This is a genomic window from Xenorhabdus doucetiae (genome assembly GCF_000968195.1).
Taxonomy (GTDB): Bacteria; Pseudomonadota; Gammaproteobacteria; order Enterobacterales; family Enterobacteriaceae; genus Xenorhabdus; species Xenorhabdus doucetiae.
Map to the genome: position 1 here is coordinate 846,804 of NZ_FO704550.1, position 12,346 is coordinate 859,149.

The following is a 12,346-nucleotide window of genomic DNA, read 5'->3' on the forward strand; positions in this document are numbered from 1 at the left end:
CTTTTATTCCTCAACACCTGAATGAGCCGGCTGACTCATATTCATATTATGACCCGCAGCTTCACCATGTTCTGTTTTGCCATGACTTGCCATGCCATGCATACCGCCGTGGCCCATGTCACCCATGAATTTGGCGATAGTCTCTTGGAACAGTTTTGGTTTCACGCTTGAGAAGTATTCAACAGGGTTGTTTTGGCTAGGTTTAGCCAACGCATTGAATGCTTGCACGGTATCCAGGGTTTTAGGTGAGGCTTTAACTTTCTGCACCCACGCTTCAAAACCTGCGCGATCATCAGTTGCTGTTGCAGTGAATTTCATGCCAGAGAAGCCATGACCACTGTAACTTGCTGAGAACCCGTCGTATTTACCCGCTGAGTTAGCAATTAAGTGCAGTTTTGTCTGCATACCAGCCATTGCATAAATCTGACCACCCAACTGTGGGATGAAGAAAGAGTTCATCACAGAGTCTGAGGTGATTTTGAAATTAATTGGCACATCTTTCGGGAATACAATTTCGTTTACCGTTGCGATACCCTGTTCCGGATAGATAAATAGCCATTTCCAGTCAAGGGAAATCACTTCAATCGTCACCGGTTTCACATCACTGTCCAATGGCTTATATGGATCGAGCTCATGCGTCGTTTTCCATGTAATCGTCGCCAAAGTGATGATAATCAGGATAGGCACTGTCCAAACGACAAGCTCAATTTTATTTGAGTGTGCCCAGTTTGGACGATAAGTTGCAGATTTATTGGCTTCCCGGTAACGTAAGGCAAAAATGATTGCCATTACAATAGCCGGAATAACAACGATCAGCATCAAGCCAAACGCTGTTAGTATCAGCGTTTTTTGTTCGACGCCGATCGCACCTTTGGGATTCATCAATACCATATCGCAACCACCTAACATTAAAGTGGCTGTGAGTAGTGACGATAACCCAATAATTTTTTTGTATTTCATAAGTCTCATTGAGCGACCCCAGATAACAAAAGCTTTATTGTCGTTTCATCAGTGTGGGCATTCTACGGTAAGGTTACCGGGGTGTAAACAATTGTAATAGAAGCAGGTTGGCTTGTAGGCTTTTTATGCTAGAGGGATCACATGTGATTCTAAATTTAACAAAACGTTAATTTCGGATGGTTATCTTAGCCAAAAAATCAAAATAGACAGTTAATTTTATGTAAGTCTCTATTTTATAAAGAAAAAATAGAATAAAAATAAAAGGGGAAATCCTGAAATACGCTTTTTTATCGATAGGATAACTATTATTTATTAGTTTTAATGAGCAGCATTAGGCTGCTCATTGATTAAACTAGTTATTAAAAGTTATATTTTACACTATAAACAATACCATCCTGCCAGAAATCTTCGCCCAGTTTGTTATCCGCATAGCGGTATTGAACGCCAGTAGTAAAAGAAGGATGTGGCGTCCACCATAATGCGATAGCGCCATTGATACCTTCGCGTCCGCCGTTGCCGTAACGTTGATTGCGGTTTAATTCAATTTCATTCCAGTTTGTCACGCTGAATTTTTGTTCCCAAAGATTGAAATCGTATCCGGCAACCCAGCCTACGACATAACCGTTGTTTCCTGAATAGAAAGGTTGGTCAACATAATGCAGTGCGACAAAAGGCTTGAACCACAGGCCAGCAATATTAGCGTTATAGCCTAATCCGTAAAGTGTATTGACTTCATGGAAGTTTCCACCGTTTGCTTTGCCGGGTAATGAGTAGGTTCCATAGACATGACCATAAAGGTTGAAACCCGTCTCACCCAGATAGAAACGGCCGGTTGTCTTGAACGTGTAACGTTGGTTATCACCTGGTTGGGCGGTTTTGCTGTTAAAAGGATTCTCTAAATCAGCGAAGCCGTACAGTTCGCCCCAGCTAAATCCTGCCCCACCTTCCAGTTCTAGATAAGCAAAATCATCCTTATGTGAGGTTTGCCCGGTTTTATGCGTGGTATGTTTGCTCCAGTCAAGGTAGTTCATGCTGACATTGCCAAACCCCCACTGGTATTCCGCGCTGGCTGAAGCAGAAACTAAGGCAGCGGCAATGGCGGTGAGTGTCAAAATACGTCTTTTCATAAATTCCCTTTATATGGTTTTAAGGTGATTAACGATATTTCGAATAGTTCGAAATAATATGCGTTCAAATGATAATATTTGTTAGTTCAAATATAAATAATTCCACCTTGAAAAAGATGTTCGCTAGGCCACAGAATTGTGGTTTTTTATTCTTCTTGTGAAGTTTGTCACTATAAACTGGCAACAGAAGACTGAACTTTGTCAGCCTTCTGTTGTAGACAGATGTGAAAAAAGCATCTGGAGTGGGGAGAATCGATTAAGTGAGCTGACTTTTCTTTAAAGCGAAATAATCCAATATTCCTCCTAAAAGAAGACCCAAGGTGCCAATGATGACACTCCAGGATAATAGCGGGGATATCCAGTCACTGACTTTATGCAGATTGAGCATAGATTCTGGAGATAGCGTGCATATCAGAGAGACTAAATGAATGATGATAAACAACACGCTGCTGATCATTAACCAAACAATGAACATCAGGGCAGCCAATATCATGATAATAAAGGCGGATTTATAAGCATTCTTGAAGAGTGTCCGGGGCAGAAAGCTATCATTTTTCTGGGTGTAATCCAGTGTCTTACGGCAGACGAGCAACAGCGCAAGCCCTGGTAATCCAATAATGATAGAGAAGAGATAAAACGTTGACCAGCCATAAGCTTCTGCAAACCATCCTGCTACCGGGCCGACATAAACTCGGCCAACGGCTGATAATGCAGAAAGCAAAGCGAACTGGGTGGCTGAAAATGATTTATTGCACAAAGTCATCAGGAGGGCGACAAAAGCCGCTGTTCCCATCCCGCCACAGATATTTTCCAGAAAAATCGCGCTCCCCATGACATAGATGTCTTTAGGGGTAACAGCAAGTATCCAGTAACCAAAATTTGAAACGGTTTGGAGAATGCCAAAGATCATCAGGGCACGGAACAGACTCAGTCTGTGCATCAAATAACCCCCGTATAAGGCACCGACAATGGTGGCAGCGAGTCCGAGGGTTTTGTTGATCATCCCGACTTCGGCTGGATTGAAGCCTACGCCACGAATAAGAAAAGGTGTGCTGAGTGAGAGCGCAAAAGCATCAGCCAGTTTGTACAAGACAATCAATAGCAGGATAAGCCAGGCATTGTTTCGGCTGAAAAAATCAGATAAGGGTTCGAATACCGCTTGATGCAATGTTTTTGGCGGTGCGGTATTCAGTTTCGGCTCTTTGGCTGTGAGCGTGGCATAAACGCCAATCAACATCATGCCAGCCATAACCCAATACATACTTTGCCAGCCAATATAGGTGGCGAGCAGTAAGGCAAGCCCCCCCGAAGTCAGCATCGCCAACCGATAGCCCAGTACAGAAATGGCGGCACCTGACCCCCGTTCTTCCGGTGTCAACAGGTCGGTTTTATAGGCATCAAAAATAATATCTTGGGAAGCTGAGAAGAATGCAACAGCGACAGCCAATGCCGCGAGCCACCATAGATGCTGGGAGGGTTGCAGGAATCCCATTGCGGCAATACTGACAATCAGAAAAAGTTGAGTAATGAGCATCCATCCCCGCCGGCGTCCTAAAAAGGAGGGGGAATATCGGTCCATTGCAGGCGCCCAGAGAAACTTAAACACATAGGCTTGACCAACCAAAGTGAAAAAACCGATAGTTCGGATATCGACATTTTCGACAGTCATCCATGCTTGTAATGTTCCAGCAGTGAGCGCAAGAGGCAGACCTGAGGCAAAGCCCAGCAATAGAAGGGTACGATAGTTGCGTAATGCAGATAGGTTTAAATAACGGTGGTTAGTCATGGGCCTCCCAAAACTTTCTGCATATCATCTCGTTTTGCCAGAATTAAGCAGAAAGTTTATTCATTATCCTGTTAACGGACGTTTTGCTTGATAAAGGTGCTGATTGACGCATCTTGAGCCATATCTGCGATCACATCAGATAAGACTGTATTTACGGCATCAGCAATTTTTGCGTTTGTTGCACTCAATGGCCCCTGAACATTGTAGCTAGTACGATAGTTTTTGATTTGTTGACTACCGCCTTGGGCATAAGCAATGATGGAAATTTCAGCTTTTGCTGAAATATCGTGACGAAGACTGCCTTCTTTCACATCGGCATAGAGTTGGTTCACAATGACCTGCAAATTGGCATTGGCAGGCGAACCAATCATATAGCCGCGAGCCACCATTTGTTTTTCCAGGGCTTCTTGCAGTAGAAAGCGCAAATCGCGGGAAGGAACCAATGTGACCAATCGTGCATCACGATTAATTTGGGCCAGGGCTTGAGATGGACGCTGGTCGACCCCACTAATAGTGACAGTAATCGCTTTCATGGTTGGATCGGCTGGCGGCAGGGTAATTTTGGGCGCAATGGCCAACGTATTGCTTGAGTCTGCGCAGCCAGATAATCCAGCTAAAAAGAAAAGCGTCATCAATGGCATAAGTATTTTCTTTAGCATTTGGGTTTTCTCAATTCAAGATTCAGATATTCAATATAGTAATACGGGTGGAATAAACCGCAGTAATCATAGCATCGTCATAGGTAGCGGCATATCCCTGATGGTTGAAACCCCTGATGGTCGAAATTTAGTGAGAAATACTTCACATGAACGCGGTTAAAGAGATTTGGTTACTCCCGATGTTATAAACCACGGGAAATAAACTAGAATCAATGATGTGGTTGATAAATAACCTTTGGTGATTTAGGAGAATGGGATGGTTCGTCAAGAAATAGAAACAAAGTTACAGGCGGCATTTAAGCCTTCTCATCTGGAAGTGATTGATGAAAGTTATCGTCACAATGTGCCAGCGGGTTCTGAAAGCCATTTTAAAATCATTGTCATCAGCAATGAATTTGTTGAACAAAGAATGCTGAGTCGCCATCGTTCAGTATATAGTGTCTTGGCTAAAGAATTAGAGGAAGGCGTACATGCGTTGGCGCTTCATACTTATACGGAAAAGGAGTGGGCTGAACTGGAAGATACCTTTTTGGCTTCTCCGGCCTGTCGTGGCGGAAGTACAACGACGTCAAGCCTGTGACTGTTTAGGATAATCAAGTAGCTTGTTTGTTATTATTTGATTCATCCAAGTTTAATTTTAGCTAGCAGCCTTCGGGCTGTCTTTTTGTTTATATGTATATTGCATAAACAATATCATCATAAATGATATCGTGATGTAGTCATTGAGCAACGTTTACCATATTAAGTCGACGAATCATGCATGCTTTTGTCTGCAATTCTCGACTCATCCTGTCTGCGTCGCTATAATGTTGCGTCTAAATTTTTAGAATGGTTTCGGGACGCTTCTGATCACAGGGATTCTCGGTTTTTTAATGCGACCGCCCCGGTTCTTAAAGAGTACTGTAATTAGCTTGTGATAAGCATTACAGTCATTCTGAAGTTGACCGAGCACTATGATTTTTTTGAGGTAACAAGATGCAAGTTTCTGTTGAAACCACTCAAGGCCTTGGGCGTCGTGTGTCAATCACCGTTCCTGCTGCCGATATCGAAAAAGCAGTTAACAGTGAACTGGTTAATGTAGCAAAGAAAGTCCGTATCGACGGCTTTCGTAAGGGCAAAGTGCCAATGAAGATCGTTAAGCAGCGTTACGGCGCTTCTGTTCTTCAGGATGTTCTGGGTGATCTGATGCAGCGCAATTTCATCAATGCGATCATTGAGCAGAAAATCAATCCAGCAGGCGCACCAAGCTACAAACCTGAACAGTTTAAAGAAGGCGAAGACTTCACTTACGCTGTTGAATTTGAAGTCTATCCAGAAATTGAACTGAAAGGTCTGGAAGAAATCGAAGTCGAAAAACCGGTTGTTGAAGTTAAAGATGCAGATGTTGACAACATGCTGGACACACTGCGCAAACAGCAAGCAAATTGGAAAGAAACCGATGAAGCAGCGACTGCGGAAGATCGCGTCACTGTTGATTTCACGGGTTCCATTGATGGTGAAGAGTTCGAAGGCGGTAAATCAACCGATTTCGTTCTGGCAATGGGCCAGGGTCGTATGATCCCAGGTTTTGAAGACGGTGTTGTTGGCCACAAAGCCGGTGAAGAATTTACTATCGATGTGACTTTCCCGGAAGATTACCATGCAGAAAATCTGAAAGGCAAAGTGGCGAAGTTCGTGATCAACCTGAAAAAAGTTGAACAGCGTGAACTGCCAGAGCTGACTGAAGAATTCATCAAGCGTTTTGGTATTTCTGATAGTACCGTTGAAGGTTTGCGTGCCGAAGTTCGTAAGAATATGGAACGTGAACTGAAAAATGCGGTTCGTAACAACATCAAAACTCAGGTTCTTGACGGTCTGGTTAAGGCTAACGAAATTGAAGTTCCTGCGGCAGTGGTTGATGGTGAAATCGATGTACTGCGCCGTCAGGCTGCCCAACGTTTTGGCGGCAACGAAAAACAAGCTCTTGAACTGCCACGTGAACTGTTTGAAGAGCAGGCAAAACGCCGCGTTGTTGTTGGCTTGCTGTTAGGCGAAGTTATCAGCAGCAATGAGCTGAAAGTCGAAGAAGATCGCGTGACTACGTTGATCGAAGAAATGGCGGCAGCTTATGAAGATCCAAAAGAAGTTGTTGAATACTACAGTAAAAACAAAGAAATGATGGACAGCGTTCGCAACATTGCTCTGGAAGAGCAGGCTGTTGAACTTGTTCTGAGCAAAGCTAAAGTTTCTGAAAAAGAAACTGGCTTTAATGATCTTATGAACCAAAATCAATGGGCATAAGTTTCATTTATTGATTGCCTGAGATGATGAAACCTCGCACTCAATGAAGCAAACCGAAGTAAACCCGCAGGCTATGCTTGCGGGTTTTTTTATTGTTCTTGAAAAAAACAGATTTAACCTCATATCCTTTCTTACTATTATGTAAGAGCTTACTACTTTTTAGAAGGGGGAGGCCCCCTTGTTAGTTAACTTTGGATCATGGTCATCATCGCTTATCTCAAGTAGAATCAGTTATGAATGGCACCAGCGTGAGTTCTATTAGGAGACGGAAATGTCATACAGTGGCAAGCAAGATCAATATGCACCTAACATGTCTTTGGTGCCGATGGTGGTTGAACAAACAGCACGTGGAGAGCGTGCATTTGATATCTACTCCCGCTTATTGAAAGAGCGTATTATTTTTCTAACTGGGCCTGTTGAAGATCATATGGCGAACTTGATCGTTGCCCAAATGTTATTCTTGGAAGCAGAAAACCCAGAAAAAGATATTCATTTATATATCAACTCACCAGGTGGGGTTATTACGGCAGGTATGTCTATTTATGACACGATGCAGTTTATCAAACCTGATGTGAGTACTATTTGTATGGGACAGGCCTGTTCAATGGGAGCATTCCTGCTGACCGCTGGCGCACAAGGGAAGCGTTTTTGTCTGCCAAATTCCAGAGTTATGATTCACCAGCCACTGGGTGGTTTCCAGGGACAGGCGACTGATATTGAAATTCATGCGCAGGAAATACTCAAAGTTAAAGCTCGTATGAACGAATTGATGGCAAAACATACCGGACAATCACTTGAGAAAATCATTGGAGATACAGAACGCGATCGTTTCTTGTCAGCCGAGGAAGCTGTAGGATACGGATTGGTTGATAGTATTTTCACTCAACGTAACTAATTATTAATAATTACTTTATTACTCCGATGCTAGCCTTTCTCTAAGCGTTTCTTGATGTTGACGCTAAACGAGTCGGAGTGGAGTAATGACAGCGTTTTTCCTGTTATGCCAGACAAACTGGGATAACAGTTCATAAAGTGAGGTTGACTGATGACAGATAAGCGCAAAGACGGTTCAGGAAAGCTGCTGTATTGCTCTTTCTGCGGGAAAAGCCAACATGAAGTACGGAAATTAATCGCTGGCCCGTCAGTGTATATCTGCGATGAATGTGTCGATTTATGTAATGATATCATTCGCGAAGAAATTAAGGAGCTAGTACCACATCGTGAGCGTAGCGCATTGCCTACTCCTCATGAAATTCGCCAACACTTGGATGATTATGTTATCGGCCAGGAAACAGCGAAAAAGGTGTTAGCAGTTGCGGTTTATAACCATTACAAGAGACTACGTAATGGTGACGCCACTAACGGTGTGGAACTCGGCAAAAGTAATATTCTGTTGATTGGCCCGACAGGTAGCGGTAAGACGTTGTTGGCCGAGACATTAGCTCGCTATTTAGACGTCCCGTTTACGATGGCTGACGCCACGACATTGACCGAAGCGGGTTATGTTGGGGAAGATGTAGAAAATATTATCCAGAAACTTCTGCAAAAATGTGACTACGACGTGCAGAAAGCACAACGTGGTATCGTGTATATTGATGAAATAGATAAAATTTCTCGTAAATCTGATAACCCTTCAATTACTCGCGATGTATCGGGAGAAGGGGTTCAGCAGGCTCTGTTGAAACTGATTGAAGGCACGGTGGCGGCGGTTCCACCTCAAGGTGGCCGTAAGCACCCACAGCAGGAATTTTTGCAAGTCGATACTTCCAAGATCCTGTTTATCTGTGGCGGTGCGTTTGCTGGTTTGGATAAAGTTGTCAGCCAGCGTTTGAATATCAGTTCAGGCATTGGTTTTAGTGCTAAAGTTAAAGGTGAATCGGAGAAAGCAACAGAAGGCGAATTGCTGTCTCAGGTTGAACCGGAAGATTTGATCAAATTTGGGTTAATTCCTGAATTTATCGGTCGTCTGCCCGTTGTAGCAACGCTGACTGAACTGAGTGAAGATGCATTGATTCAAATCCTACAGGAACCGAAAAATGCGTTGACGAAACAGTATCAGGCCCTGTTTAACCTTGAGGGTGTTGAGCTGGAGTTCAGAAAAGAAGCACTGACTGCCATAGCGAAAAAGGCTATGGCGCGTAAAACCGGTGCCCGTGGTCTTCGTTCCATTGTTGAAGGTGCTTTACTGGATACAATGTACGATCTGCCATCGATGGAACATGTAGAGAAAGTTGTCGTTGATGAAACAGTTGTTGAAGATAACTCCGCACCATTATTGATATATAGCAAGCCGGATGCCCAAGTTTCTGGTGAGTGAAGAAATGGGGTAGGAAGTGCTGATTATCAAGACGCATTGAAAAAACAAATGAGGGGTTCTCCCTCATTTTGTTTTTTGCAGACATAGGCTATTGAATGTCAGATTCCTGTCCCCATATATTTTGTATTCTTTGAAGTGAAACTCGTGAAAACCGTGTTTCACGAGATTCCTAAAACTGGCGAAAGCTAAACGAAGAGAGAGCTCTATGAATCCTGAGCGTTCCGAACGCATAGAAATCCCTGTATTGCCTTTGCGCGATGTAGTGGTTTACCCACATATGGTGATCCCTCTGTTTGTTGGGCGTGAGAAGTCGATTCATTGCCTGGAAGCAGCAATGGAGCATGACAAACAAGTCATGTTGGTCGCGCAAAAAGAAGCATCTACTGATGAGCCGGGAGTCAATGATCTTTTCTCCGTAGGTACAGTGGCTTCTGTGTTACAGATGTTAAAGTTGCCGGATGGCACAGTCAAAGTGCTGGTTGAAGGCTTGCAGCGCGCTCGCATTACCACGTTGACGGATAATGGCGAATATTTTTATGCACAAGTTGAGTACCTTGAATCCTCTGACGTTGATGAACGTGAGCAAGAAGTTCTGGTAAGAACAGCGATTAATCAGTTTGAAGGTTATGTCAAACTGAACAAAAAAATCCCACCAGAAGTCTTGACATCGTTGCACAGTATTGAAGATGCGGCAAAATTGGCAGATACCATCGCTGCACATATGCCTTTGAAAATCAACGATAAGCAGGCAGTTTTAGAAATGTCTGATATTGTTGAGCGTATCGAATATCTGATTGCCATGATGGAATCAGAAATCGATCTGCTACAGGTAGAAAAACGTATCCGCAATCGCGTTAAAAAACAGATGGAAAAAAGCCAGCGCGAATACTACCTGAATGAGCAAATGAAAGCGATTCAGAAAGAATTGGGTGAGATGGATGATGCACCTGATGAATATGAGACGCTGAAGCTCAAGATCGAAGACGCGAAGATGCCAAAAGAGGCACGCGAAAAAGCCGAAGCTGAGTTGCAGAAATTAAAAATGATGTCTCCGATGTCAGCCGAAGCAACGGTTGTTCGCAGTTATATTGACTGGATGGTACAAGTTCCTTGGGTTGCGCGTAGCAAGGTAAAAAAAGATTTAGTCAAAGCGCAGGAAGTGCTGGATACAGACCATTATGGTTTGGAGCGCGTTAAAGAGCGTATTCTTGAATATCTTGCGGTACAGAGCCGCATTAGCAAGATCAAGGGGCCAATACTCTGCCTGGTAGGGCCTCCTGGGGTGGGAAAAACCTCATTGGGTCGTTCTATCGCACGTGCAACGGGGCGTAAATATGTGCGTATGGCATTGGGTGGTGTACGCGATGAAGCGGAGATCCGAGGTCATCGTCGTACCTATATTGGTTCAATGCCGGGCAAATTAATCCAGAAAATGTCCAAGATAGGGGTTAAAAATCCACTGTTCTTATTGGATGAAATTGACAAAATGTCATCCGATATGCGTGGTGACCCAGCTTCAGCATTGTTAGAAGTGCTTGATCCTGAACAAAACATCGCATTTAACGATCATTACCTTGAAGTTGATTACGATCTCTCCGATGTCATGTTCGTGGCAACATCTAACTCCATGAATATTCCCGCCCCCTTGTTGGATCGCATGGAAGTTATTCGTCTATCGGGCTATACCGAAGATGAAAAATTGAATATTGCCAAACGTCATCTGCTGCCGAAACAGATTGAGCGCAACGCCCTGAAAAAAGGTGAACTGACTATCGATGATGGTGCAATTATTGGCATTATCCGTTACTACACGCGTGAAGCTGGCGTTCGTAGTTTGGAGCGTGAAATCTCTAAATTGTGTCGTAAGGCGGTCAAAGCATTACTGATGGATAAAAAACTTAAGCACATCGAAATCAACGCGGATAATTTGAAAGAGTATCTGGGTGTGCAACGAGTGGATTATGGCCGTGCTGATACAGAAAACCGGGTGGGTCAGGTAACCGGTCTGGCGTGGACAGAAGTGGGTGGTGATTTGCTGACGATTGAAACTGCCAGTGTACCAGGTAAAGGTAAATTGACTTATACCGGATCACTGGGTGAAGTGATGCAGGAATCTATCCAAGCGGCGTTGACCGTTGTTCGGGCTCGTGCTGATAAGCTGGGCATCAGTGCTGACTTCCATGAAAAACGTGATATCCATGTTCATGTGCCGGAAGGCGCGACACCTAAAGATGGCCCAAGTGCGGGAATTGCAATGTGTACCGCATTGGTTTCCTGCCTGACAGGTAATCCAGTTCGCGCTGATGTGGCTATGACAGGGGAAATTACTCTGCGTGGTTTAGTTCTGCCAATCGGTGGACTGAAAGAAAAATTACTGGCGGCGCACCGTGGGGGAATAAAAACGGTTTTGATCCCGGATGACAATAAACGCGATCTGGAAGAGATCCCACAGAATGTGATCCAAGACTTGGAGATCCACCCCGTTAAGCGTATAGAAGATGTTCTATCTATTGCTTTGCAGGAACCCGCGTTTGGTGCAGAAATAGTATCACTAAAGTAGTATCACTAAGATAGTACAAAAATAGTGAGCTAACTCAAGAACTGTATATAAAATTCAGGTTGGTGAGTGAATTCAGACTTGCCAGCCTTTTTTTGTGTCATTAAGTTAGATTAGTCTGATTATCTGATTAAATATTTTGCTGTTCCATGATTTCTTGCTAATACTGGAAAGGGTTGATATGACGGCATAACTGCCGTGTTATCCGTTATAAATCAGTTTCCGTTACGATAGTAAAACTAAAATGGGGATGATAAGAGTGAATAAGTCACAACTGATCGACAAAATTGCTGCTGACGTAAACATTTCTAAGGCAGCAGCCGGACGTGTAGTAGATGCATTCATTTCTTCAGTATCTGGTGTATTGAAAAACGGTGATGATGTCGCTTTAGTGGGGTTCGGCACGTTTACTGTGCGTGAGCGAGCTGCACGTACAGGGCGTAACCCTCAGACAGGCAAGGCAATCAAGATAGCAGCAGCAAAAGTCCCTGCTTTCCGGGCTGGAAAGGGTTTAAAAGATGCTGTTAATGGTTAATGAGCAGGAAACCGGCTCTGGTTCTTGTTATTACGATAAACTTCAACTGACTAGCCCGTATTGATAGGCTAGAATATAAGCGCATCAACTGATTGGTGCGCTTTTTTTCTCTTAGCGTTTGAATT

General features: G+C 43.7%; 10 protein-coding genes. 6 read left to right on the plus strand and 4 right to left on the minus strand.

The genetic code is table 11. The features are described 5' to 3' along the window. Window positions 1–3 precede the first annotated feature (3 nt). The 4 genes from cyoA to XDD1_RS04065 all read right to left on the minus strand — a co-directional run bounded on the left by cyoA (window position 4) and on the right by XDD1_RS04065 (window position 4,532). Window positions 4–969: a cytochrome o ubiquinol oxidase subunit II gene (cyoA, locus tag XDD1_RS04050; protein ID WP_045968930.1), complete on the minus strand. Its 966-nt coding sequence runs from the start codon at window positions 967–969 to the stop codon at window positions 4–6. Window positions 970–1,319: 350 nt separating this feature from the next. Next, window positions 1,320–2,087 carry a nucleoside-specific channel-forming Tsx family protein gene (locus XDD1_RS04055; protein ID WP_045968932.1) on the minus strand — a complete coding sequence of 256 codons (768 nt, stop codon included), beginning with the start codon at window positions 2,085–2,087 and terminating at the stop codon, window positions 1,320–1,322. Between the two features lie 256 nt (window positions 2,088–2,343). Beyond that, a complete protein-coding gene (gene ampG / locus XDD1_RS04060; protein ID WP_045968934.1) occupies window positions 2,344–3,873 on the minus strand; it encodes a muropeptide MFS transporter AmpG in 1,530 nt (509 codons plus the stop codon). A gap of 71 nt (window positions 3,874–3,944) precedes the next feature. Next, complete coding sequence (locus XDD1_RS04065) at window positions 3,945–4,532, minus strand: lipoprotein (protein ID WP_045968936.1); 588 nt, start codon at window positions 4,530–4,532, stop codon at window positions 3,945–3,947. Window positions 4,533–4,788: 256 nt separating this feature from the next. Here XDD1_RS04065 and bolA point away from each other — a divergent pair, with 256 nt between their 5' ends. The 6 genes from bolA (at window position 4,789) to hupB (ending at window position 12,221) form a co-directional block, all read left to right on the plus strand. Next, window positions 4,789–5,112 carry a transcriptional regulator BolA gene (gene bolA, locus XDD1_RS04070; protein WP_045968938.1) on the plus strand — a complete coding sequence of 108 codons (324 nt, stop codon included), beginning with the start codon at window positions 4,789–4,791 and terminating at the stop codon, window positions 5,110–5,112. Between the two features lie 395 nt (window positions 5,113–5,507). Then, complete coding sequence (gene tig, locus XDD1_RS04075; protein ID WP_045968940.1) at window positions 5,508–6,812, plus strand: trigger factor; 1,305 nt, start codon at window positions 5,508–5,510, stop codon at window positions 6,810–6,812. Between the two features lie 271 nt (window positions 6,813–7,083). Next, window positions 7,084–7,707, plus strand: coding sequence for an ATP-dependent Clp endopeptidase proteolytic subunit ClpP (gene clpP / locus XDD1_RS04080; protein ID WP_045968942.1), 624 nt, complete (start codon window positions 7,084–7,086; stop codon window positions 7,705–7,707). Between the two features lie 150 nt (window positions 7,708–7,857). Next, complete coding sequence (gene clpX / locus XDD1_RS04085; RefSeq protein ID WP_045968944.1) at window positions 7,858–9,129, plus strand: ATP-dependent protease ATP-binding subunit ClpX; 1,272 nt, start codon at window positions 7,858–7,860, stop codon at window positions 9,127–9,129. Window positions 9,130–9,334: 205 nt separating this feature from the next. Further along, window positions 9,335–11,689 (plus strand): endopeptidase La, encoded by a 2,355-nt coding sequence (gene lon / locus XDD1_RS04090; protein ID WP_045968945.1) that lies wholly within the window; start codon window positions 9,335–9,337, stop codon window positions 11,687–11,689. Window positions 11,690–11,945: 256 nt separating this feature from the next. Then, a complete protein-coding gene (hupB, locus tag XDD1_RS04095; protein ID WP_167541622.1) occupies window positions 11,946–12,221 on the plus strand; it encodes a nucleoid-associated protein HU-beta in 276 nt (91 codons plus the stop codon). Window positions 12,222–12,346: the final 125 nt, after the last annotated feature.

Bases quoted from the DNA above. Each gene is read 5' to 3' on its own strand.
- cyoA (WP_045968930.1), bottom strand. From the start codon at position 969: ATGAGACTTATGAAATACAAAAAAATTATTGGGTTATCGTCACTACTC.
- XDD1_RS04055 (WP_045968932.1), bottom strand. From the start codon at position 2,087: ATGAAAAGACGTATTTTGACACTCACCGCCATTGCCGCTGCCTTAGTT.
- ampG (WP_045968934.1), bottom strand. From the start codon at position 3,873: ATGACTAACCACCGTTATTTAAACCTATCTGCATTACGCAACTATCGT.
- XDD1_RS04065 (WP_045968936.1), bottom strand. From the start codon at position 4,532: ATGCTAAAGAAAATACTTATGCCATTGATGACGCTTTTCTTTTTAGCT.
- bolA (WP_045968938.1), top strand. From the start codon at position 4,789: ATGGTTCGTCAAGAAATAGAAACAAAGTTACAGGCGGCATTTAAGCCT.
- tig (WP_045968940.1), top strand. From the start codon at position 5,508: ATGCAAGTTTCTGTTGAAACCACTCAAGGCCTTGGGCGTCGTGTGTCA.
- clpP (WP_045968942.1), top strand. From the start codon at position 7,084: ATGTCATACAGTGGCAAGCAAGATCAATATGCACCTAACATGTCTTTG.
- clpX (WP_045968944.1), top strand. From the start codon at position 7,858: ATGACAGATAAGCGCAAAGACGGTTCAGGAAAGCTGCTGTATTGCTCT.
- lon (WP_045968945.1), top strand. From the start codon at position 9,335: ATGAATCCTGAGCGTTCCGAACGCATAGAAATCCCTGTATTGCCTTTG.